Raw genomic sequence first — 23,137 nt, 5'->3', positions numbered from 1 at the left:
GGTGTCGTGCCGTCGTCAGGACCCGGCGTTGACCTCGAGGGTCATCGTGCCCTCGCGTCGGTCAGCGCCCACGACCTGGATGGTCGTGCCCGTTCCGCCGACGATGACCGAGTTCTGCGGGTTGGCCTCGTCGTAGTAGGCGTACGGGTCGGAGTCGTCGAAGAGCGACACCGGCTTCTGCTTCTTGAGCTCGAGGGTGGTCATGCCCTCCTCGGTCTCGCGGTGCAGCGACAGCTTGTCGGTCTTGTCGAGCCCGAACGTCGCGTCGAACGTCTGGATGCGGTTGCGCGCGATCGTCCCGTCCGTCCAGGTCAGCGCCTGCGCACGCGCATCGACCGGCAGGGCCTGGCCGCCGCCCGGGTGCGCCGAGGTGTTGTTGTCCTCGTAGAGCCCGTTCACGTACCAGATGAGCAGGCCGTCCTGGAACGGGAAGTGCTCGACCCGGTTCGGGTTGGTCTGCGACCAGCCGAAGTTGTACGGGCCCTCGGCGAGCGTCGCGTCGTAGCCGCCGTACACGCGGTTCTCCGCGATGTAGCGGTGGTCGTACTGCACGGTGTACCCGCCGTCCTCGATGAGCTCGAAGCCGGCGCGCTCCCAGTCCGCTGCGCCGTCCTCGACGTCGGTCGACAGCGCGTCGCCCACGGCGAGGTCGTCGACCTTGAAGCCGGGGTTGTTGACCGCGCCGTCGGTGACGTACCGGAAGCGGATCTGCGCGGTCTGCCCCGCGTAGGCCCCCAGATCGGCGGTGAGGGCCGTCCAGCCCTCGGTCGCGCCCGTGATGCCGTTGCCGAGGTTCGCCCCGTTCGGGTCCTCGGTCGTCGAGTGGTCGGTCGCGAGCGGCGTCCAGCTGGCCCCTGCGTCGGTCGAGATCTCGACGTACGCGTAGTCCCAGTCGGCTTCGATGTCGTAGTCGACCTGTGCGGTCAGCGCGGCGCCTGCCGGCACCTCGAACGCAGGGCTCGTGACGGTGCTGTCGAGCCCGGCGCCGCTGCCCGAGAAGAAGTACTTCGTGCCGGATGCCGCGGGCCCGGTCTCGACGAACTGCTCGCCGGGAGGCAGGTTGACGATCACGGCCTGCGGGCGCGTCGTCGCGTGGAAGGCCGGTCCGAGATCGACGGTCGCCGACTCGCCCGCCTCGACCGTCTCGTAGTCGAGCCAGCCGAGGAACAGCTTCTCGGTCGCGCCCATGTGGTTCGGGGTCGTGCCGATCGTGCCGTCGCCGTGCCCGAGCCACGAGCCCGAGCTCATCAGCGTCCAGAAGGCGGTGCCGTTGTCGCCGCCGTCGGTGTCGTAGTAGTCGGGAAGGCCCAGGTCGTGCCCGAACTCATGGGCGAAGACGCCGAGGCCGCCGTTCTCGGGCTCGGTCGTGTAGTCGCGGATCCAGATGTCCGTGTCGCCGATGCGGACGCCGCCCGCCTTCGGGTGGTCGGCCGGTCCGTCGACGCCGAGGCCTGCCTGGTTCGCCGCCCAGCGGTGCGACCAGATCGCCCACTCGGGAGCGCCCGCCTCCTCGCCCTCGCCGGCGTGGATCGCCTGGAAGTGGTCGATGTAGCCGTCGGGCTCGTTCGTGATGCCGTCGCCGTCGAGGTCGTACCGGTCCCACACGTCGAACGTCTGGAGGTACGCCACGATCTCGTCGTGCGTCTTGCCCTGTGCGAGCTGGTCGGCGTACCAGGCGTCCGCGGAGTCCTGGATGAAGCGCGTCATGTCGTCCTGCGACTCGGTCTGCCCGTACGACGCCTCCGCGTACGGCACGGTGACCCAGTCGGACACGTCGCCCTGCAGGTCGAAGCGGCCGGACGACATCTCGTCGTAGACGCCGCGGAACGACTCCCCGCCCTGATCCTCGAGGCCTGTGAAGAACATCTCGAGGAAGTGCTCGCGCGAGAAGTCCTCCTCCCAGTAGGTCGAGTTGTCGTCGGCGGCGGGCTCCGGGATCTCGTTGTGCAGCGGACCCGCGGCCGGGGCCTCGGGGAACCGCTCGTCGGGGGTGTCGCCGAACTCCACGAGGATCGAGAACAGCTGGGCCGTCTCCTCGACGCCGTACTCCACCCAGTCATCGGGGGCGATCTCCACGACGCGGGTCTTGTTCTTCCCCTTGCCGCGCTCGGTGACCTCGGCCTGGCCGGTCGCGACCAGCTCAGCCGCCCGCATCTTCTCCGCCGTGCGCTTCTCGGCGAGCGGATCGGGGCGGTCGTCCTGCTGTGCGGGGACGGTCGGGTCGAGCGGCGGAGCCGTGTCGGTGTCGCTCGGTGCCGCGGTGGCGGCCGTCGGTGCGAGCGCCCCGGCGAGCAGGATCGCTGCTCCCAGTGCGCATGCGGTGCGTGACTTCACTCTTCCTCCAGGTTTCACGCGTCGACCGCGAGGTCGGCGCCCGGATGCCTGCGACACGGCGTCGTCGCCGTGCGCAGACGGATGAACCCAACCTAGAGACCCAGGTGTTTCACAGAAATGACATTCTGTAGAACCGCGATGGGGAGTTCTGCCCATGAGGTGCCCATTCGGTGCGTCGTTCCGCTCATCCACGCGGATGCGGACGATCGGTCGGATGGCCCGGACGCGCGGTCGGGCAGCGAGCGCCGGGCTCCGCGACGCTGGAGGGCATGACGAACACCGCCTCGCTTCCGACCGTCGACGAACGCCTCTCACCTCCGCGCGAGCGCCTCCGCTACGGCGCGCTCGTGACGATGATGGTCATGAGCTTCGTGCTCGTGACCGCGGAGTTCCTTCCGAACGGCGTGCTCACCGAGTTCGCGCGCGACCTCGGTGTGACGGCGGGCCAGGCGGGACAGGCGGTCACCGTGACCGCCCTCGTCGGATTCCTCGTCGCCCCGACGATCGGCCTCCTCGTGCCGCGCCTCGACCGCAGGGACCTGCTCGTGTGGCTCGCGGTCGCGGCCGCCGTGTCGAACCTGCTCGTCGCGCTCGCGCCGTCCCTGGGCATCGTGCTCGCGTCGCGGGTCCTGCTCGGCGCGGCGCTCAGCGGGTTCTGGTCGATGTCGCTCACGGTGGCCTCGCGCATCGCCGGCCCGGAGCGGCTCGGGCGCGCGGTCATGTTCACGACCGCCGGGACCTCCCTGGCGACAGTGCTCGGGGTTCCGCTCGGCGTGCTCCTCAGCACGTTCGCCGACTGGCGCGCCGTCTTCGCGGGCGCTGCCGTCGTCACGGCCGCCGTCGCCGTCGCGCTCCGCGTGCTCCTGCCGAAGGTGCCGGCGCAGAGCGCAGCGAGCCTCGCCATCCTCGGCAGCACCCTCCGCCGGCCCGGGATCGCACTGGGCCTCGCCGGCCACGTGCTCACGGTTCTCGGCCACTTCACCGCGTACACCTACATCCGGCTCGCGCTCGAGCGGATCACGGAGGGCCCCCAGCGCACGCCGCTCGACGAGGGGGCGATCGTGCTCCTCCTCGCCCTCTTCGGCGTCGGCGGGCTCGTCGGCAACGTCGTCACCGGCGTGATCGTCGACCGCCACCTCGGCCTGCTCTCGGCTGCCGTGCCGGTGCTCGTCGGCGCGCCGATCGTCGCGGTCATCCTGTGGCCGACCTCGCTCTCGGTCGTCGGCGTCGCCGTGGTCGTGTGGGGTGTCGCGTTCTCGGCGTGGCTCATCGTGCTGAACGCCTGGATCGGCCGCCGCCTGCCCGACCGACTCGAGGCCGGCGGAGGCCTGGTCGTCGCGGGATTCCAGCTCGCGATCATGCTCGCGGCCGGTATCGGCGGGGTGCTCGTCGACGCCGCGGGGGTCGACGCGGCCTACATCACGGGAGCCGTCGCGGTCGCCCTCGGCGCACTGCTGTTCGGCCTCGCCGGTCGCCGGTAGACGCGGACCCCGTCCGGGGCGCGGACTCGGTCCGGGACGCGGTGTGCGTCCGGGGCGCGGGTGCTTGCCACTCGGGGCCGCTCTGGGGTTGGGATGGCGGCCGCTTGGGGCAAGCGTCGGCGCGGAACCGCGGGCGCTTGCCGCTTGCGGCCGCTCAGGAAGACGGATGGCGGCCGCTCGGGGCAAGCGTCGGCGCTCGGCGCGCGGCGGCGACCGCGAGCGCCGGTCACGCCGGCCGGGGCTACGCGCGGACGAGCGCTCGGCCTCGCCGGTCGCCGGTAGGGCCGGTCGCGGCTACGCGCGGACGAGCGCTCGCGCACGCCACGTCGACGGCGTGACACCCGTGTGGCGCCGGAACGCGCGGCTGAAGCCCTCGTCCGACGCGTAGCCGAGGCGGCGGGAGACCTCGGAGACCCCGGCACCGCCCGCGAGCAGGTCCTGCGCGGCCGCCATGCGCACCTCCGTCAGGTATCCGAGCGGCGACTGTCCGACGACCGAGCGGAACCGCTCGGCGAAGACCGAGCGAGACATGGCCGCGATCGCGGCCATCCGCTCGACCGTCCAGTCGCGCCCGGGCTCTGCGTGGATGGCCTCGATCACGCGCGCGAGGAACGGATCCGCGGTGCGCGCGGGCCATCCGTCGGGTGCGCAGCCGGCGACGGCCCACGCGCGCAGCGTCGCGAGAGCGAGCGTCGTCGCCATGAGGCGGCAGATCACGGGAGCCGCCCCGGCGTACGCGCTCGTCACCGCGGGGAGGCCGAGGTGGGCTGCGAGCGCCGCGGCGGCGGGCTCGATGCGCGAGAACCCGCTGACCGACACGAGATCCGGCACGATCGCGAGCTGCCGCTGGACGGACTCGGATGCGCTCAGCCGCGAGACGATCACGAAGGCTCCGTCGCCGCGGATCCGCATCGGCTCGCGGCCCAGGGAGAGAAGCGTGTCGCCCGCGACGAGCTCGGTCGGCGGCGCTCCGTCGCGCGCGCCGCAGTCGTAGGCGCGCGGCGGCAGGGCCAGTGCCCCCTCGAGCACGTACACGAGCGCGGCATCGCCCGCGCCGAGGGCGATCTCCCGCTCGATGCGGAGCCGGTCGGTGCTGCGCACCTCCCACTCGAGCGACGACAGCAGGCGCTCGAGCGCATCGCCGTCGCGCAGTGCGGGGAGCGAGGTCAGCAGCGTCACACCGGCGTGAACCGCCGTCGGCGCGCCCCTATTCCGTCTGCGTCAGAGGAGACCGTGCCGCGCGAAGGCCTTCGCGAGGCCGTCCTCGTCGATCGGAGCGGTCACCTCGTCGGCCGCCTCCTTCGCCTGCAGCGTGCCGTTGCCCATCGCGATGCCGACACCCGCGAGCTCGAGCATCTCGAGATCGTTGTTGTTGTCGCCGATCGCGATCGCGTCGGCGAGGTCCATCCCGATCCGATCGACCAGCTCGCGGATCGCGCTGCCCTTCGTCACCGCGGGCATCGACACCTCGCCGCTCGCCGTGCCCATGCCGGGGATCGTGCCCGTGATGACCGTGAACTCGGCGCCCACGGCACGCTGCACGGCGTCGTAGGCCCCGAGGTCGTCGCCCGAGAACACGGCCTTCGCCGTGCGGTCGTGGCGCAGCGGCGGGATCTCGCCGAGGTACCGGCCGAGCCCGCGATCCGAGACGCCCTCGCCATCCGAGACGCCGAGCTGACGGCGCAGGTGCCGCTGCATGCCCGCGGTGGCATAGAAGTACTCGCGCCCCTGGAGCACGTAGTCCAGCCCGAGCGCGTCGAACTCCTCGCGCAGCCTCCGGCAGGACGCCTCGGGCATGAGGCGCTCGACGATCCACTCGCCGTCGTACTCGACGAAGGCGCCGGCGCCCGCGACGATGCCGTCGAACCCGATGTCGGTCACCTGCACGTCGACCTCGTAGGGCGTCCGCCCCGTCGCGAGCAGCACGAGATGGCCGTTGGCGCGAGCGCGGCGGATGGCATCGGGCGTCGAGGGCGGGATGGTCCCGTCGTGGTCGAGGATCGTCCCGTCGATGTCGAGGAACACGATGCGACGGCGGGCGGTGCGGGGCATGCTCCCGACGCTACCCGCCCCTGATCACCGCGCGGCCTTCACGGGCAGCAGCAGGAGGAATCCGAGCAGGAGGACGAGCACGAGGCCGAGGATGCCGAACGTCGTCTGGTGCGTGACGGTGATGAGGAGCGCCCACGCGGCCGAGGCCATCCAGCTCGCGGCGCGCCCCGTCGTCGCGTAGAGGCCGAAGATCTCGCCCTCGCGGCCCGCGGGCGTGACCCGGGCGAGGAACGACCTCGACGCCGCCTGGGCCGGTCCGACGAACACGCACAGGATGAGCCCGCCGATCCAGAACACGGTGCGCCCGGCATCGGCGAGTGCGAAGACCGCGAGCCCCGCGAGGGTCATCGCGCCGAGCGAGAAGAGGATGATGCGCTTGGGCCCGAACCGGTCGTCGAGGCGACCCGAGATGATCGTCGAGACGCCCGCGATGACGTTCGCGGCGACGCCGAAGATCATGAGCTCGAGCGTGCCGAAGCCGAAGACGGTCGCGGCGATCACCGCGCCGAACGTGAACACCCCGGCGAGGCCGTCGCGGAAGACCGCGCTCGCGAGGAGGAACCAGAAGGTCGGGCGCGTGGCGGGGGAGCGGTAGAGGCCGGCGACATCCTTCACGAGCAGCGCGTACGACTGCACGAAGCCCACGCGGCGCTCGGGGCGCCCGAGCGAGGGCTCGGGCACCTTCACGAAGATCGGGATGGCGAACGCGATCGTCCACAGCGCGCAGCCGACCGCGATGACGCGGAACGGGAGGCCGCCCTCCGATGAGAGCCCGAACCAGTCGCCCAGGTAGAAGACGATGACGAGAGCGAGGGCGACGATGCCGCCGAGGTACCCGAACCCCCAGCCGAGGCCCGAGATGCGCCCGATCGTCTTCGGCGTCGCGATGCCGACGAGGATGGCGTTGGAGTTGACGGCCGCGATCTCGCCGAACACCATGCCCGCTGAGATCAGCGCGACCCCCAGCCAGAACAGGGTGGGGGTGGGCTCGACGAACCACAGGCCGAGCATGCAGACGATGAGCGCCCCCGTGCCGATCGCGAGCCACAGCTTCTGCCGGCCCGCGGCATCCGCCTGCTGTCCGAGAACCGGGGCGAGCAGGAGGATGAGGAGGCCCGCGACCGTGGTGCCCCATCCGAGGCCCGACGCGAGGTCGGCGAGAGCCGCGACCTTGACCGGGTCCTCGTCGGCGAGACCCTGCACATCGGGCGGAAGGAAGGCGTCTGTCGTCAGGTAGAGCGCCGTGAAGATGAACGTGAGGATGACCGTGTTGAACGGCTGGGTCGCCCAGTCCCAGAGCGCCCAGGCGAAGACGGTGCCGCGCGATGCGGGAGCGCGCTGAGGGAGCTCGAGCCCCATCACGGTCAGCGCGGCGGTGTCGGCGGCCGCGGGCGGCGCGGAGGGGCGGGCGGGCTCGGGCATGTCGGTCACGCTAGGCCTCCTCGGTGAACGCGCGGTGGCGCGCCGTCGCGCCGTCTGCCGCCCGTTCTCCCGCTGAGACTAGTGTCCGGCGTCGAGACCTGTGTTCCCGACACCGGTCTCGACGACCGGCGCTAGTCTCGGACGCCCGCTACACCGGTCTCGATGACCGGCGCTAGTCTCGAGGGCGCGGGGTGAAGTTGAGTCGGGCTGTATCAAGTTTCTTGACTTCCCCCGGCTGTCGCCGTACGCTTGAGTCAGCGCGACTCAAGATCGCGCGCAGACTTCAGGCAGCGACAGAAGGAGAAGCAACATGGCACGTGCTGTGGGTATCGACCTCGGGACGACCAACTCGGTCGTCTCGGTCCTCGAGGGCGGCGAGCCGAAGGTCATCGCCAACGCCGAGGGCTTCCGCACGACCCCGTCGGTCGTCGCGTTCACCAAGGACGGCGAGGTGCTCGTCGGCGAGACCGCGAAGCGCCAGGCCGTCACCAACGTCGACCGCACCCTCGCGTCGGTCAAGCGCCACATGGGCACCGACTGGACGTTCAAGGTGGACGACAAGTCGTACACGCCGCAGGAGATCTCGGCGCGCATCCTCCAGAAGCTGAAGCGCGACGCCGAGCAGTACCTGGGCGACACGGTGACCGACGCCGTCATCACCGTGCCCGCGTACTTCAACGACGCCGAGCGCCAGGCCACGAAGGAGGCCGGCGAGATCGCGGGCCTCAACGTCCTGCGCATCATCAACGAGCCCACGGCCGCCGCCCTCGCGTACGGCCTCGACAAGGGCAAGGAGGACGAGCTCATCCTCGTCTTCGACCTCGGCGGCGGAACCTTCGACGTCTCGCTGCTCGAGGTGGGCAAGGACGACGACTTCTCGACCATCCAGGTGCGTGCCACGGCGGGCGACAACCGCCTCGGCGGCGACGACTGGGACCAGCGCCTCGTCGACTACCTCATCAAGCAGTTCAAGGACTCCACGGGCGTCGACGTCTCGAACGACAAGATCGCCCTGCAGCGCCTCAAGGAGGCCGCCGAGCAGGCGAAGAAGGAGCTCTCGAGCTCGACGTCGACGAGCGTCAACCTGCCGTACCTGTCGCTCACGGAGAACGGCCCCGTGTCGCTGTCCGAGACGATCTCGCGCGCGAAGTTCGAGGACCTCACGAAGGACCTCCTCGAGCGCACGAAGAAGCCGTTCCAGGATGTCATCCGCGAGGCGGGCATCAAGGTCTCCGACATCGCGCACGTCGTGCTCGTCGGCGGCTCGACCCGCATGCCCGCGGTCAGCGAGCTCGTGAAGAGCGAGACGAACCAGGAGCCCAACAAGGGCGTCAACCCGGACGAGGTCGTCGCCGTCGGCGCCGCCATCCAGGCGGGCGTGCTGAAGGGCGAGCGCAAGGACGTCCTCCTCATCGACGTCACCCCGCTGAGCCTCGGCATCGAGACCAAGGGCGGCGTGATGACCAAGCTCATCGAGCGCAACACGGCCATCCCGACCAAGCGCAGCGAGACCTTCACGACCGCGGACGACAACCAGCCGTCGGTGGCCATCCAGGTCTTCCAGGGCGAGCGCGAGTTCACCCGCGACAACAAGCCGCTCGGCACCTTCGAGCTCACCGGCATCGCGCCGGCGCCCCGCGGCGTGCCGCAGGTCGAGGTCACGTTCGACATCGACGCGAACGGCATCGTGCACGTGTCCGCCAAGGACAAGGGCACGGGCAAGGAGCAGTCGATGACCATCACGGGCGGCTCGTCGCTCTCGAAGGAGGACATCGAGCGGATGGTCCGCGACGCCGAGGAGCACGCGGCCGAGGACAAGAAGCGCCGCGAGGCCGCGGATGTCCGCAACCAGGCCGAGACGCTCGCGTACTCGATCGAGAAGCTCATCTCGGAGAACGACGACAAGCTCCCCGCCGACGTGAAGGACTCGGTCAAGGCCGACGTCGACGCGCTCAAGACCGCGCTCGCGGGCGAGGACGACGACGCCGTGAAGGCCGCGTTCGAGAAGCTCAACGAGAGCCAGACCAAGCTCGGCGAGGCGATCTACCAGCAGGCTCAGGCCGCGCAGGAGCAGGCGCCGCAGGACGCCCCGGCCGGCGAGCAGAGCTCGGCGGATGAGGACGTCATCGACGCCGAGGTCGTGGACGACGAGGACGAGAAGAAGAGCTGATGACGGACAAGGACTTCGAGGAGCCCCAGGGCGAGCAGCCCGACGGCGACGAGGTCCAGCCGGACGCCGAGGGGTCGGAGGTCGCCGCTTCCGACCCCGCGGCGCAGCCGGCTGAGACCGCGGAGGAGGGCGACGGCCTGACCGTCGACGACATCCTCGGCGCCGAGCAGACCGACGAGGCGGCGGAGGCGGAGAAGAGCGACTACGAGACGCAGCTCCTGCACGACCTCAAGCGCCTCCAGGCGGAGTACGCGAACTACCGTCGCCGCACCGAGGAGCAGCGCGAGATCGAGATCTCCCGCGCGAGGGGCGAGGCCGTGAAGGGCCTCCTCCCCGTGCTCGACGACCTCGACCGGGCCGAGAAGCACGGCGACCTCGCCGAGGGCAGCCCGTTCTCGGCTGTCGCTGCCAAGGTGCGCGGCGTCGCCGAGCGCCTGGGCGTCGTCGCGTTCGGCGCGACCGGCGAGACGTTCGACCCGCAGCGTCACGAGGCGATCTTCCAGCAGCCGGTCCCCGGCACGACGGAGAGCACGATCCTCGAGGTCGTCGAGGTCGGCTACCTGCTGGGCGACGTCGAGCTGCGCCCCGCCAAGGTCGTCGTCGCCGTCCCGGCGGAATGACTCCCGGTCGGCCCCGCTGCGGCGGGGCCGACCGCTTTCCGGATCACGCGTAGAGCATTCGCAAGAAGAAGGTGCAGATGGCCAGTCAGGACTGGTTCGACAAGGACTTCTACAAGATCCTCGGCGTCGACAAGAACGTGAGCGACGCGGATCTGAAGAAGACCTACCGCAAGCTCGCGCGCAGGTACCACCCTGACTCGAACCCGGGCGACGCGGCTGCGGAGTCGCGGTTCAAGGAGATCAGCGAGGCGTACTCGGTGCTCTCCGACCCCGAGCAGCGCAACGAGTACGACGAGCTGCGCGCGATGGGCTCGGGCGCGCGGTTCACCGCGCCCGGCGGCGCTGGCGGCGGGTTCGACGACGTCTTCAGCCGGTTCACGCAGCAGCGCACGGCGTCCCCCGGCGACTTCGACGACATCTTCTCGATGTTCTCCGGCGGGGGCGGAGGCTTCGGCTCCGGCCGCTTCGGGCAGTCGACGGGTGGGTACCGCGGCTTCGGCGGCCCCCAGCGCGGCGCCGACGTGCGTGCGCGCACGACGATCGACTTCACGACGGCCGCCAAGGGCGAGACCATCACGCTCCAGGGCGAGGACGGCAAGCCGTTCAAGGTCAAGATCCCCGCGGGCGTCGCGGATGGCCAGAAGATCCGCCTGCGCGGGCGCGGGCGTCCCTCGCCGGACGGAGGCGAGAGCGGCGACATCGTCGTCGAGGTCGCGGTCCGATCGCACCCCGTCTTCGCGCGCGACGGCCTGAACGTCCGCGTGACCGTTCCGATCACGTTCACCGAGGCGGTGTTCGGCGCGACCATCGAGGTTCCGACGCTCGGCGGAGACCCCGTGAAGCTGCGTGTCGCCCCGGGCACGCCCTCCGGCCGCGTGCTCCGCGTCAAGGGACGCGGCATCGCGTCCAGCAAGGGCACAGGCGATCTCCTCGCCGAGGTGCAGGTGGCTGTGCCGTCGCATCTCGACGACGCCGCGCGCGAGGCGCTCCTCGCCTACCGCGAGGCCGAGCCGAAGGAGAACCCCCGCGCTGAGATGATGGCGAAGGCGAAGCAGTAGCCCGCTGCCGCCATCCGCCCCCGACACCTTCAGGAGGTGAGCACCATGCCGATCCCGGTCGACCCGGCCGACATCGACCCCGATGCGCCGATCTTCCCCATCGCGGCGGCTGCCGAGCTCGCCGCCATGCACCCGCAGACCCTGCGGCAGTACGACCGCATGGGCCTCGTCGTCCCCGGGCGCACGCGCGGCGGATCGCGGCGCTACTCGCTGCGCGACATCGAGCAGCTGCGCGAGGTCGCGCGGCTGTCGTCCGAGGGTGTGCGCCTCGCCGTCATCGAGCGCATCCTGCACATGGAGAACGAGGTGCAGGAGCTGCGCGGCCGTGTCCGGGAGCTCGAGCGCGAGCTGCGCGCCGAGCGCGAGCAGCGTCCGGGCGCGCGCGTGTTCGTGACGAGCGCGAACGGCGCAGTCGTGACGCTGCGCGCGGGCACCCGCGTGCGCCGGCAGACCGACGTGGTGCTCTGGCGTCCCACCGACTGACGCCGCAGGCGTGCGCGCCCGTCAGGGCTCGATGCGCGAGTGCTCGCCGAGGCGGTGCCACGTGCGGTTGTGATAGACCAGCGCGTCGCCGGCGTCGCCCGGGTGGATGTCGCGCTCGATGTGCGACTGCAGTGCGTGGGCCGCGACGACCGTCGACGTGCCCGCATCCATCCGGTCGATGACGGCGCAGCGCACCCACGCGCGCACGCCCTCGTACACGGGCTCGCCCGTGGCGAGGCGCGTCCACGAGTGCTCCTGGGCGAAGCGGTCGACACCGCTCGCGGCGCCGAGCTTCGCCACCTCCAGATCGTGCGCGTCGAGGAAGTGCACGACGACCGTCTCGGCGCGCGAGAGGACGTCCGACGCCGACGACAGCGCCGAGATCGAGAACACCAGGAGCGGGGGCTCGGCGCTCACCGACGCGACCGAGGTCGCCGTCAGGGCGACGGGCCCGTCACCGGCATCCGCCGTGATGACGGTGACGCCCCCGGGGTGCCCCCGGAAGAGGGACTTGAAGTCGTCGGGCGACAGCGACGGCGCGAAGCCGTGACGCGGGGTCTCGGCGGGTGCGTCGGCGGGCGACGCCTCAGACGCGCGCATCGGCCAGCTCCTCGCGCAGGATGGCCGCGCCCGCGCTGAGCGCGCTGAGCTTGCGCAGCGCGACCTCCCGGGGGAACGGCGCCATGCCGCAGTTCGTGCTGGGCACGAGCTTGTCCGCGTCGACATAGGCGAGCGCACGGCGGAGGGTGTCGGCGACCTCCTCGGGGGTCTCGACCGTCGTGTCCGCGACGTCGATCGCGCCGAGCATGACCTTCTTGCCGCGGACGAGCTCGACGAGCTCGAGCGGGACGCGGGAGTGGTGGCACTCGAGCGAGACGATGTCGACGGCCGACCGCTGCAGAAGCGGGAACGACTCCTCGTAGTGGCGCCACTGCGAGCCGAGCGTCGCCTTCCAGTCGGTGTTCGCCTTGATCCCGTAGCCGTAGCAGATGTGCACGGCGGTCTCGGCGCGCAGCCCCTCGCACGCGCGCTCGAGGGCGGCCACGCCCCAGTCCTTGACCTCGTCGAGGAAGACGTTGAAGGCGGGCTCGTCGAACTGGATGATGTCGACGCCCGCGGCCTCGAGCTCCCTGGCCTCCTGGTTGAGGATGGTCGCGAACTCCCACGCCAGCTTCTCGCGACTGCGGTAGTGGGCGTCGTAGAGCGTGTCGACCATCGTCATCGGGCCCGGCAGCGTCCACTTGATCGGGCGGTCGGTGCTCGCACGGAGGAACGCCGCGTCGTCGACGAAGACGGGGCGCTCGCGGTGCACCGCGCCGACGACCGTCGGAACGCTCGCGTCGTAGCGGTCGCGGATGCGCACGGTTCTGCGCTGCGCGAAGTCGACGCCGTCGAGGTGCTCGATGAACGTCGTCACGAAGTGCTGGCGCGTCTGCTCACCGTCGCCGATGATGTCGATGCCGCGGCGCGTCTGCTCCTGGACGGCGATGCGCATCGCATCCTGCTTGCCCTCGATCAGCGCGGCGCCCTCGAGCTTCCAGGGGGACCAGAGCGTCTCCGGCTCGGCGAGCCACGACGGCTTGGGAAGGCTGCCGACGATCGAGGTCGGCAGGAGCGCGGGGGTCATGGATGGTCCTCCGGGGGTCATGCGACGAGAACGGGGTCGCCGGCGGTCCACTGCTCCAGCAGCTCGCGGTTCGGCTCGATGAAGTGCTCCTGCGCGTACTTCCCCTGCGTGACGGCGAGCTGGCTGCGCTCCTCGCGGTCGTAGGAGATCTGCGTCCGCGAGAAGTCCTGCGCGCCCAGGCTCGGGCGGTACACGGCGGCGGCGGCGGAGTTCGCGTTGTAGATCTCGGGGCGGTAGATCTTCTGGAACGTCTCCATCGTGCTGATCGTGCTGATGAGCTGCAGGTTCGAGTAGTCGTTCAGCAGGTCGCCGCGGAAGTAGAACGCGAGCGGCGCGACGCTTCCGCGCGGCATGAAGTAGCGCACCCGGAGCCCCATCTTGCCGAAGTACTCGTCGGTCAGGGAGTGCTCGTCCTGCTGGTACTCGACGCCGAGGACGGGGTGGCTGTTGCCGGTCTGGTGGTAGGTCTTGCTCGTCGAGACGCTGATGCAGATGACGGGCGCCTGCGGGAAGCGCTGCCGGTAGACATCCGAGTCGAGGAAGTGCTGGAAGAGCCTGCCATGCAGGACGCCGAAGTCGCGGGGGAGCGCGGGCGCGCCCGTGCCATCCTTCGCCGCGGGCAGGACGACGCTGAAGTCGTAGTCGCGGATGTAGGACGAGAAGTTGTTGCCGACGATCCCGTGGTGGCGGGCGCCCGTGTGCCGGTCGATGATCCGCGTGTCGAGGACCTCCAGCAGCGGGAACGGCTGAGCCTCGTCATCCGCCGACGTGCGCAGCTGCACGGAGACGATCTCGAGTTCGAGGGTGTAGCGGTCGCGGGTCGGGTTGTCCCAGTGCGCGAGGTCGTTGAACCGCCGGTCGATCATCGTCAGGGTGCTGCGGAGGTTCTCCTGACGGCGCTCGCCGCGCGCGAGGTTGGCGAAGTTGGTCGTGATCCGGGAGCTCTCCGATGGCGTGTAGTCCTCGTCGAAGGGGGTGGTCGTGATGCTGAACTCGAATGCGCTCGCCATGGGCCAATCCAGGGGTGATGAGGGTCGGGTCGATCCTCGGTCGTCGGAGCCTCCATCGTGCCGGGATTCGGGCGATATCGGGTAAGAAGACGACGCTATCCCTCCATATAGTCTTTGGCTATGGCACAGGGAACGAGCGGTCTCACGCTGCAGCAGCTCCGCTACTTCATCGAGGTCGCCGCCGAGGGCTCGATCTCGGGTGCCGCCGACCTGCTCTACGTCGCGCAGCCGACGATGTCGGCGGCGATGAAGGAGCTCGAGGCGCGCGTGGGGCGCACGCTCCTCGTGCGCTCCGCACGCGGCGTGACGCTCACCCTCGACGGGGCGGAGTTCCTCGGCTATGCGAGGCAGGTCGTCGAGCAGGTGGAGCTCCTCGAGCAGCGCTACCTCGACCGGCCCCCGTCGCGGCGTCTGCTCGGCATCTCGGCGCAGCACTACTCGTTCGCGGTCGACGCGTTCGTGCGGATGGTCCAGGCGAGCGGGGCGGCCGAGTACGAGTTCTCCCTGCGGGAGACCCGGACGGGCGACATCATCGAGGATGTCCGCACGCTCCGCAGCGAGATCGGCATCCTCTACCGGAACGACTTCAACCGGAAGGTGATCGACAAGCTGCTCCGCGACTCCGGGCTTGCGTTCCATCCGCTGTTCCTCGCCGAGCCGCACATCTTCATCTCACGGCGCAACCCGCTCGCCTCCCGGAAGCGCGCGACCCTCGCCGACCTCGAGGATCTGCCGCGACTCACCTTCGACCAGGGGGCGGACAACTCCTTCTACTTCGCCGAGGAGATCCTCTCCACCATGTCGAGCAGGCGCGAGATCCGGGTCTCCGATCGGGCGACGATCTTCAACCTCATGATCGGCCTCGGCGGGTACACGATCTCGACCGGCATCATCAGCGACGAGCTCGATCCGGAGATCGTCGCGATCCCGCTCGACGTCGACGAGCGCATCGAGATCGGGTGGATCGATCACGCCGCGATCCCGCTGACGGAGCAGGCGCAGCGCTACCTCGACGAGGTGCGCGCGGTCGTCGCCGGGTTCGGTGTGGAGGTGCTGGGATAGCCATCGACTCGGGCGGCTCCGTGCGGGAGGATTCTCCACATGACGACCGCATCCGAATCCTCGATCGCCGACGCCCGCCAGGCTGTCGCTGACGCAGCCGCCGCGTTCCCGCTGTGGTCGGCGCAGGGGCCCGGCGCACGCCGGGCCGTGCTGTCCGCCGCTGCCGACGAGCTCGTCGCGATGGCGCCGGAGATCATCGACGCCATGCAGGATGAGCTCGGCGCCACGCTCGGGTGGGCTCAGTTCAACATCGGGCTGGCGGCAGACATGCTGCGGGAGGCGGCAGCCCTGACCACAGCCGTGCAGGGGCGGACCATCCCCTCCGACAAGCCGGGGGCGCTCGCGATGTCGCTGCGGGTGCCCGCGGGGGTCGTGCTCGGCATCGCTCCCTGGAACGCGCCCATCATCCTGGGGGTGCGGGCGATCGCGACCCCGCTCGCGTGCGGCAACACCGTGGTGCTGAAGGCCTCCGAGCTCTGCCCCCGCACGCACGGGCTCATCGTCGAGGCGTTCCGCCGCTCCGGGGCGCCAGAGGGCATCCTCATGCTCGTGACGAACGACCCGGCTGAGGCCGCCGAGGTCGTCGGAGCGCTGATCGACGAGCCGGCCGTCCGGCGGGTCAACTTCACCGGATCGACGGCTGTGGGGCGCGTCATCGCGCAGCGCGCCGCGGCGAACCTGAAGCCGGCCCTGCTGGAGCTCGGCGGCAAGGCGCCGTTCATCGTGCTGGAGGACGCCGACATCGACGAGGCGGTCACAGCCGCCCGCTTCGGCGCGTTCATGAACCAGGGCCAGATCTGCATGTCGACGGAGCGCATCATCGTGGTCGACGCGGTCGCCGACGAGTTCGTGTCCCGCTTCGCCGCCGCGGCGGCGGCGCTCACGGCCGGCGATCCTCGCGCTGGCGACCATCCGCTGGGAGCGCTCGTGTCGGACAAAGCCGCGGATCACGTTCGGGGCCTCGTCGAGGATGCGGCCGAGCGCGGCGCGACCGTCGCGGCAGGCGGTGTCGGCGACGGGCGCCTCATGCCCGCCACGGTGCTCGATGGCGTCACCGCGGACATGCGGGTCTACGGCGAGGAGAGCTTCGGCCCCGTCGTCTCCGTCATCCGGGCTCGCGACCTCGAAGATGCCGTGCGCATCGCCAACGACACGGCGTACGGGCTCAGCTCCTCCGTGTTCACGCGCGACATCGCGACCGCCTTCGCCGTGGCGCAGCGGCTTCACGCCGGGATGTGCCACATAAACGGCGCCACCGTGCACGACGAGGCCCACATGCCCTTCGGCGGCGTCGGCGACTCAGGCTACGGCCGCTTCGGCGGCGAGGCCGGCATCGCGGAGTTCACCGATCTGCGCTGGATCACCGTCGACACCCTCCCCGGCGCATACCCGCTCTGATCGCGGCCGGCACCCCTTGACACGCGCCCTCTGCAGCTCTAACGTACAACCAAATGGTTGCACAAATGGAGTTGAGCGAGACGGAGATCGATCGTGTCTTCCACGCACTGGCGGCGGCGACGCGGCGCGACATCCTGCGTCGGACGATCGAGCGCGAGCAGTCCGTCTCCGCACTGGCCCGCGACTACGACATGTCGTTCGCCGCGGTCCAGAAGCACGTGGCCGTGCTCGAAGAGGCGCGGCTCATCGTCAAGCGCGCGGAGGGGCGCGAGCGGCTCGTCCGCGCGAACCCCGAGATGATCGCGCGCGCCAGGGCCCTTCTGGGCCGATACGAGCAGCTGTGGCGCGCCCGCATCGCGCGCCTCGACGACCTGCTGGCCGAACCGCACGACACCACTGGATCAGGAGATTGACATGCCCGTCACCGATGTCACCACCGACGCCGAGAGTCTCACGATGACCGTCGTCGCAGACTTCGCAGCGCCCATCGAGCGCGTGTGGAGCGCCTACGCCGACCCGCGCCAGCTCGAGCGCTTCTGGGGTCCTCCCGGCTGGCCTGCGACGTTCACGGCCTTCGACCACACGGTCGGGGGAATGGCGCAGTACACGATGGCCGGCCCGCGCGGCGAGCGCTCCTCGGGGTCGTGGGAGTTCCTCGAGATCGACGAGCCGCGGGGGTTCGCGGTGATCGACCGGTTCGTCGACGACGAGGGCCGTCCGCTCGAGGGCTTTCCCTCCTTGCGCATGACGTTCTCCTTCGAGGAAGCGGGCGACGGCACGCGGATGGTCACCACGAGCCACTTCGACTCGATCGAGGCGCTCGAGCAGGTCGTCGAGATGGGCGCGATCGAGGGCACGCGGATGGCCATGGCCCAGCTGGATGCCGTGCTCCAGGACCTGCGCGCCTACGCGCAGGGGAAGGGGACACGCGTCGAGGAGCTCGACGACACCCACGTGCGGATCACGCGCCTCGTGGAGGGCCCGCGGGAGCTCGTGTGGCGGGCCCATCACGACCCCGACCTGCTGCGGCAGTGGATGCTCGGTCCCGACGGGTGGGAGATGACCGAGTGCGTCGTCGCGCTCGCTCCCGGTGACCGGCACAGCACGTCGTGGGCGCCGGTCGGCGAGACCGAGGGCGAGGCCTTCGGCTTCGAGGGGGAGGCGCTCCTCGTCGAGGCTCCGCGGCGCGCTGTCACGACGGAGCGCATGAAGGGCACCGAAGGGCCCGAGACGCTCAACGACCTCAACCTGTACGAAGAGGATGGCGCGACCCTCATCACGCTCCTCATCGAGTACCCCGACAAGGGGACGCGCGACATGATCCTCGCGACCGGGATGGCCGACGGCATGGAGGCCTCGTACGCCCGCCTCGAGAGGGACGTGCTCGTCGCCTCCGGTCGCTGACTCGCCGCGGTCGCGTCACCCGAGGTGGCGCGGCCGCGTTCTGGGCGTACTCTGTTGACAGTCAACGACGTTCAGGGAGGCACGATGCGGGACAAGGTCGAGCGCGGCGTATCGCTCGGAACGCAGGTCGCGGACATCATCCGGCAGCGCATCGTGCGCGGCGAGCTCCAGGCCGGCGACCGCCTGACGGAGGAGGGTGTCGCCGAGGAGTTCCAGGTGAGCCGCGGGCCGGTGCGCGACGCCGTTTCGCAGCTGAGCTACGAGGGCCTCGTCGAGGTGCGGCGCCCGAGGGGCATCTACATCCTCGGGCTGTCGGCCGATGACGTCGAGCAGCTCTACAGCCTGCGGGGCGCGCTCGAGCGGCTCGCCGTTCAGCGCGCGATGGATGTGACGGACGACGAGCCGTGGCGCCGCGTCTGGCAATGCGTCGAGCGGATGGCTGTCGCAGCCGATGAGGGCGATCATCCCGCCTTCCAGAAGGCCGACGTCGAGTTCCATTCGCTCTTCTACGAGATGGCGCGGCATCCGCGTCTTCTCGCGACCTGGCGTCAGTACGAGCCGACGTTCGCCGCTCTGCTCGACGTGACGATCAACCACGACGACGACCTGCACGAGTCGTCCGAGGCGCACCGGCGCTTGTATGACGTGCTGCGCTCCGGTGATCGAGCCGCCGCCGAGGCGGAGCTCATCGAGCATCTGCGAGGCGCGGAGGAGCGCATGCGGCTGGAGCTCGTCGCTCGGCGCTGACTCTCCTCGGATGATCTGAGCGCGGTCAACGTTGACTGTTAACAGTAAACGTGCAAGACTCGGCTCAGCCGACAGAGCCCGTCGGTTCCGCGCCGAGAGGAGCAATGATGCCCCGGTACATCCGTTTCACCGCAGCGTTCGCGGCGGCAGGCCTGGCCGCGACCGCGCTGGCTGCCTGCACGCCGGTGGCTGAGGGCGGCGACAGCTCGTCCTATCCCGAAGAGGACATCCGCCTCATCATCCAGGCTGACGCGGGAGGCGGCTCCGACCTCTCATCGCGCGCGCTCGCGACGGAGCTCGAGAAGATCCTCGGCGTCAGCGTGATCCCCGAGAACATGCCCGGGGCATCCGGAGCGCTGGCGATGGAGTACGTCGCCGAGCAGGAGCCCGACGGCTATGTCATCGGCTTCGGTCCGGTCGAGATCTCCATGCTGAACACGACCCAGAACGCAGACGTGCTCCCGGAGAACTACGACCTCCTCGGACAGATCATGCTCGCGCCCGGCGTCATCTCGGTCAGCGCTGACAGCGGCATCGAGACGCTCGAGGATCTCATCGCGCAGGGTGAGTCCGGCGCGCTGACGGTTGCCAATTCCGGCGCCGGCTCGATCTGGGAGGCCGCCACTCTCGGCCTCGGCGACGCGACGGGGGCCCAGTTCACTCCGGTCGCGTACGACGGCGGCGCGACGGCGGTGAGCGCCGCTGCATCGGGTGAGGTCGTGGCCGCGGTCTCCGGAGTCGGCGAGGCTCTCGCTCAGGCTGAGTCGGTCCGGATCCTCGCCATCATGCACGACGAGCGTCATCCCGACCTGCCCGACGTCCCGACGGTCGCGGAGGCGATCGGCGAGGAGATCGAGTTCGGCGGCTGGGGTGGGATCTACGCCCCCGCAGGGCTTCCTGACGACGTGCACGACACCCTCGAGTCCGCGATCGCGGAGGCGGTCGAGACCGAGTCCTACCAGGACTTCCAGAAGAGCTCGGGCAACCTCGTGGTGTACCGCGACTCCGCGGAGTTCACGACCTTCGTCGACGAGCAGTTCACTCGCTTCCAGGAGCTGCTCGGCTGATGAACGTCGACGCTGAGGCGGAGCCGGGCACAACGCCCCGCCCCTCTCGAGCACTCGAGATCGCTTTCGCAGGCACCGCCCTGGTCTTCTGCGTGGTCTACTTCGCGCTGGGGCTGCAGATCGAGCTGCGGCGCGAAGTGCCCGGTCAGATGGACGCGCGCACCTGGCCGCTCGTCCTCGGCGTCCTCGGAATCGTCGTCTCGCTCGTGCTCGTCGCGATCGCGATCACCCGACCGCCGTCGACGAGGAGCGACCTGGAGCGCGTCGCCGTCGGCGGCCCGCTCAGGGTCGTGCTCACGCTGCTCGTCTCGGGCGGGTTCCTCGCTCTCTGGTCGTTCTCCGATGTGATCGCATTCGGGTACCGCATCCAGCTGTTCCCGATCGCGGCGGCGATCTACCTGGTCGCCCTGCTGCTGCTCTTCGGACAGCGGCGCCTGATCGGACTCATCGTCTATCCCGTCGCGGTGACGGCCTTCGTCTACGTCGTCTTCGGCCTGCTGTTGAGGATCCCGCTATGAACCCGCTGATCGAGGGCCTGTCGTCCCTCATGGACATCTCCGTCCTCCTGTACATGTGCGTGGGACTCCTCCTCGGCTTCCTGGTCGGAGCGTTCCCCGGCATCACCGCGACGATGGCCGTCGCGCTCGCCGCCGGGTTCACCATGACGCTCGACCCTGTCCAGGGACTCGCGGTCCTGCTCACCATCTACGTCGCCGCGAACTTCGGCGACCGGGTGCCGGCCATTCTCGTGAACACGCCCGGCACACCCGCGTCGGTGGCGACCACGCTCGACGGATACCCCATGGCGAAACAGGGAAGAGCGGGGCTCGCCCTGACCATCTCGGCGATCGTCAGCGCGGTCGGGATCCTCGCCTCCGTCATCCTCTTCGCCGCACTCGCCGTGCCGATCGCGACGCTGGCCAGGAACCACTTCCGCTCGCCCGAGCTGTTCGCCCTGGTGGTGTTCGGCATCGCGATCATGATCGGCATCTCGTCGAAGTCCATGATGAAGGGGATCCTCGCGGGCCTGATCGGGCTCATGCTCGGAACCGTGGGCACCTATGCCGCGACGGCGGACCAGCGCTTCACCTTCGGAGTGCTCGAGCTGTCGGAGGGCCTTAACTTCATCGCCGTCATCATCGGGCTCTTCGGCATCGCGGAACTGCTCGATCAGCTGCTCACGCATCACGCATCGAAGGTGCGTCCCATCTCGTCGCTCGGGCGCTGGTTCCCGAACGGCCGCGAGCTGCGGCAGACCGGGCGAGCGGTCGCCGTGAGCGGCGCGGTCGGCCTCGGTGTGGGTCTGGTTCCCGCGGCAGGCGGCGACATCGCCGGTCTCATCGGATGGGAACGAGCGCGCGCGGTCTCGCGGCACCCCGAGATGTTCGGCAAGGGATCGATCGAGGGAGTCGCGGCTTCGGACACCGCCTCGAGCGCGACTCTCGGCGGGTCCCTCACGACCACCATGGCGCTCGGCATCCCGGGCGACTCGGTCATGGCCGTCATGATCGGCTCGATGATCATCTGGGGCATCACCCCGGGGCCCACGCTCTTCGCCGAACGCCCGGAGCTCGTCGTCTCGATCGCGACGATCATGATCGTCGCGACGGTGCTCTCCCTGGCGCTGAGCCTCGTGCGCATGCGCGGGATGGTGAAGCTCCTGGACATCCCGCGGCCCTATCTGTGGAGCGGCATCCTCGTGTTCTGCATCATCGGGACCTACGCCACGTCGAACAGCCTCTCGGCCGTCATCCAGATGCTCGTGTTCGGTGTCGTCGGGCTCGCCTTCAAGCGCCTCGAGATCCCCGCAGGCCCCGTGGTGCTCGGCCTTCTTCTCGGCCCCCTCGCAGAGCAGAATCTCGCTCGCACGCTGGCGATCCTCCCGACCGAGCCGTTCTTCAGCGTGGTCAGCCCGATCGCACTCGTGCTCATCGCTCTCGCGATCGCCTCGATCATCGTGCCGGTCGTCCGCAACGCGCGGCGATCGCCCGAGCAGCGTCGGTCCTTCGCCGAATCGGTCCTCAGCGAGGACACCGTCGCCGAGATCGAGGAGGCGCACGACGAGCTGCGTGCGCGCCCGGATCTGCTCACATCGACCATCCGCAACGACGAAGCCGACCCTGCGCACGAGCGCACGGCGCGAAAGAACCGCAAGGAGCCCCGTTCATGACCCGCCGAGACATCCTCACCGCCGTGCCGACCTCGTTCCTCGCGGACGGCCGACTCGACCTCGAGGGGAGCCGCGCGATCTTCCGCTACGTCGCGGAGTCGGGGAACGAAGGGGCTTTCGTCCTCGGGACGACGGGCGAGTTCCCGGCCGTCGACGACGCCGAGTTCGCCGAGCTCGTCGAGGCCGCGCTGGCGGATCTCGCCCACGCCATGCGCGTCGTCGTGCACGTCGGGGCGACCAGCGCGTTCGAGGCGGTCCGCCGCGTGCAGATCGCCCGCCGCCTGGGTGCCCGCGAGTTCGCCGCGGTCACCCCCTACTACCTCCCCTCGTCGGAGGCCGGTCTGTTCGCGTACTTCGCCGCCATCTCCGAGGCGGTCGGCGACGGGCAGCTGTACGTCTACGCGTATCCGGCCCGCACGGGGAACCCCGTCTCGCCAGAGCTTCTGGCCCGACTCGCCGAGCTGCCCAACGTGGTCGGGATCAAGGCCAGCGAGCTCTCCCTCGAGCAGATCGCGGCCTATCGCGCGGCGGTGCCCGCGGACTTCGTCATCTACACGGGAGCGGATCGCGACCTCGTCGCGGCCGGAGAGGTCGGCGCTCAGGGCGTGGTGTCCGGAGTCTCGTCGGTGCTGCCCAAGCCGTTCCGCGCACTCGCAGCCGCTGCCGACTCCGGTGATGCGGACGCGATCGCCCGTGCGCAGGCCGCCGTCGACGACGTGGTGTCGGTCATCGGCGGCGACATGCCGCGCATGAAGGCCGCCTACCGCGCGATGGGGGTCGCGGATGGCCGCTGCCGCATGGCCCTCGACGAGCCGGACGCCGCCGCCCTCGCCGAGATCGACCGCGTCATCGCGACGCACCGCTGAAGGAGCCCCATGTCCTACGCATTCCCTGAACCGTCCACGCGGCCCGCGCTCGCCCCGAAGACGGCGTATCTCATCGCGTCGGGCGATCTGCGCGAGTCCGCGAACGTCGCAGGATGGCCCACGCAGGTCGCGCTCGAGTCCGCGGTGACGCGCGTGCTGAACGACC

General features: G+C 70.1%; 21 protein-coding genes. 14 read left to right on the top strand and 7 right to left on the bottom strand.

What is annotated here, in order from left to right:
* Positions 1-15: 15 nt before the first annotated feature.
* Positions 16-2,334, bottom strand: coding sequence for an immune inhibitor A domain-containing protein (locus PKE79_RS15510; protein ID WP_271174612.1), 2,319 nt, complete (start codon positions 2,332-2,334; stop codon positions 16-18).
* A gap of 269 nt (positions 2,335-2,603) precedes the next feature.
* Here PKE79_RS15510 and PKE79_RS15505 point away from each other — a divergent pair, with 269 nt between their 5' ends.
* Entirely contained in the window at positions 2,604-3,815 is a 1,212-nt protein-coding gene (locus PKE79_RS15505; protein WP_271174611.1) for an MFS transporter, read from the top strand.
* Positions 3,816-4,109: 294 nt separating this feature from the next.
* Here PKE79_RS15505 and PKE79_RS15500 read toward each other — a convergent pair whose 3' ends face one another.
* Genes PKE79_RS15500 through PKE79_RS15490 form a run of 3 tightly spaced genes read right to left on the bottom strand, consistent with a single transcriptional unit; the run spans position 4,110 to position 7,289 of the window.
* Positions 4,110-4,994 carry a helix-turn-helix transcriptional regulator gene (locus PKE79_RS15500; RefSeq protein WP_271174610.1) on the bottom strand — a complete coding sequence of 295 codons (885 nt, stop codon included), beginning with the start codon at positions 4,992-4,994 and terminating at the stop codon, positions 4,110-4,112.
* 42 nt (positions 4,995-5,036) lie between these two features.
* Entirely contained in the window at positions 5,037-5,867 is an 831-nt protein-coding gene (locus PKE79_RS15495; RefSeq protein WP_271174609.1) for a Cof-type HAD-IIB family hydrolase, read from the bottom strand.
* 24 nt (positions 5,868-5,891) lie between these two features.
* The gene (locus PKE79_RS15490) at positions 5,892-7,289 is read right to left on the bottom strand and encodes an MFS transporter (protein WP_271174640.1); all 1,398 of its coding nucleotides are present in this window, start codon (positions 7,287-7,289) and stop codon (positions 5,892-5,894) included.
* Positions 7,290-7,599: 310 nt separating this feature from the next.
* Between PKE79_RS15490 and dnaK the strand changes: the two genes are divergently transcribed.
* From dnaK to PKE79_RS15470, 4 genes are all read left to right on the top strand, one after another.
* A complete protein-coding gene (gene dnaK, locus PKE79_RS15485) occupies positions 7,600-9,459 on the top strand; it encodes a molecular chaperone DnaK (RefSeq protein ID WP_271174608.1) in 1,860 nt (619 codons plus the stop codon).
* Positions 9,459-10,079 carry a nucleotide exchange factor GrpE gene (locus PKE79_RS15480; RefSeq protein ID WP_271174607.1) on the top strand — a complete coding sequence of 207 codons (621 nt, stop codon included), beginning with the start codon at positions 9,459-9,461 and terminating at the stop codon, positions 10,077-10,079. The genes dnaK and PKE79_RS15480 overlap by 1 nt, the downstream gene beginning before the upstream one ends.
* Positions 10,080-10,156: 77 nt before the next feature.
* Entirely contained in the window at positions 10,157-11,137 is a 981-nt protein-coding gene (locus tag PKE79_RS15475) for a DnaJ C-terminal domain-containing protein (RefSeq protein ID WP_271174606.1), read from the top strand.
* Between the two features lie 45 nt (positions 11,138-11,182).
* Positions 11,183-11,620 (top strand): heat shock protein transcriptional repressor HspR, encoded by a 438-nt coding sequence (locus tag PKE79_RS15470; RefSeq protein WP_271174639.1) that lies wholly within the window; start codon positions 11,183-11,185, stop codon positions 11,618-11,620.
* Between the two features lie 21 nt (positions 11,621-11,641).
* Here PKE79_RS15470 and PKE79_RS15465 read toward each other — a convergent pair whose 3' ends face one another.
* From PKE79_RS15465 to PKE79_RS15455, 3 genes are read right to left on the bottom strand one after another with little or no spacing between them, the layout of a single operon-like run.
* On the bottom strand, positions 11,642-12,220 hold the full coding sequence (locus tag PKE79_RS15465; protein ID WP_271174605.1) for a flavin reductase family protein: 579 nt from the start codon (positions 12,218-12,220) through the stop codon (positions 11,642-11,644).
* Positions 12,207-13,247 (bottom strand): methionine synthase, encoded by a 1,041-nt coding sequence (locus tag PKE79_RS15460; RefSeq protein ID WP_271174604.1) that lies wholly within the window; start codon positions 13,245-13,247, stop codon positions 12,207-12,209. Before PKE79_RS15460 ends, PKE79_RS15465 begins: the two co-directional genes overlap by 14 nt.
* A 17-nt stretch (positions 13,248-13,264) precedes the next feature.
* A complete protein-coding gene (locus PKE79_RS15455; RefSeq protein ID WP_271174603.1) occupies positions 13,265-14,257 on the bottom strand; it encodes a DUF1852 domain-containing protein in 993 nt (330 codons plus the stop codon).
* A 120-nt stretch (positions 14,258-14,377) separates the two neighbouring features.
* On the opposite strand from PKE79_RS15455, the gene PKE79_RS15450 reads away from it, so the two are divergent.
* The 9 genes from PKE79_RS15450 to PKE79_RS15410 all read left to right on the top strand — a co-directional run bounded on the left by PKE79_RS15450 (position 14,378) and on the right by PKE79_RS15410 (position 22,971).
* The gene (locus tag PKE79_RS15450; RefSeq protein WP_271174602.1) at positions 14,378-15,319 is read left to right on the top strand and encodes a LysR family transcriptional regulator; all 942 of its coding nucleotides are present in this window, start codon (positions 14,378-14,380) and stop codon (positions 15,317-15,319) included.
* A gap of 39 nt (positions 15,320-15,358) precedes the next feature.
* A complete protein-coding gene (locus PKE79_RS15445; RefSeq protein WP_271174601.1) occupies positions 15,359-16,717 on the top strand; it encodes an aldehyde dehydrogenase in 1,359 nt (452 codons plus the stop codon).
* A gap of 53 nt (positions 16,718-16,770) precedes the next feature.
* On the top strand, positions 16,771-17,130 hold the full coding sequence (locus tag PKE79_RS15440; RefSeq protein WP_271174600.1) for an ArsR/SmtB family transcription factor: 360 nt from the start codon (positions 16,771-16,773) through the stop codon (positions 17,128-17,130).
* Between the two features lies 1 nt (position 17,131).
* The gene (locus tag PKE79_RS15435; RefSeq protein WP_271174599.1) at positions 17,132-18,121 is read left to right on the top strand and encodes an SRPBCC family protein; all 990 of its coding nucleotides are present in this window, start codon (positions 17,132-17,134) and stop codon (positions 18,119-18,121) included.
* A gap of 84 nt (positions 18,122-18,205) precedes the next feature.
* On the top strand, positions 18,206-18,868 hold the full coding sequence (locus tag PKE79_RS15430) for a GntR family transcriptional regulator (protein WP_271174598.1): 663 nt from the start codon (positions 18,206-18,208) through the stop codon (positions 18,866-18,868).
* Between the two features lie 107 nt (positions 18,869-18,975).
* Positions 18,976-19,935: a tripartite tricarboxylate transporter substrate binding protein gene (locus tag PKE79_RS15425; protein WP_271174597.1), complete on the top strand. Its 960-nt coding sequence runs from the start codon at positions 18,976-18,978 to the stop codon at positions 19,933-19,935.
* Positions 19,935-20,453, top strand: coding sequence for a tripartite tricarboxylate transporter TctB family protein (locus PKE79_RS15420; RefSeq protein ID WP_271174596.1), 519 nt, complete (start codon positions 19,935-19,937; stop codon positions 20,451-20,453). The genes PKE79_RS15425 and PKE79_RS15420 overlap by 1 nt, the downstream gene beginning before the upstream one ends.
* Positions 20,450-22,105 (top strand): tripartite tricarboxylate transporter permease, encoded by a 1,656-nt coding sequence (locus tag PKE79_RS15415; RefSeq protein WP_271174595.1) that lies wholly within the window; start codon positions 20,450-20,452, stop codon positions 22,103-22,105. Before PKE79_RS15420 ends, PKE79_RS15415 begins: the two co-directional genes overlap by 4 nt.
* Positions 22,102-22,971: a dihydrodipicolinate synthase family protein gene (locus PKE79_RS15410; protein WP_271174594.1), complete on the top strand. Its 870-nt coding sequence runs from the start codon at positions 22,102-22,104 to the stop codon at positions 22,969-22,971. Before PKE79_RS15415 ends, PKE79_RS15410 begins: the two co-directional genes overlap by 4 nt.
* The last annotated feature ends 166 nt before the right edge of the window (positions 22,972-23,137 follow it).

The sequence above is a fragment of the Microbacterium barkeri genome, assembly GCF_027921765.1.
GTDB classification, from domain to species: domain Bacteria; phylum Actinomycetota; class Actinomycetes; order Actinomycetales; family Microbacteriaceae; genus Microbacterium; species Microbacterium barkeri.
This window is presented reverse-complemented; position numbering and strand designations above follow the sequence as displayed.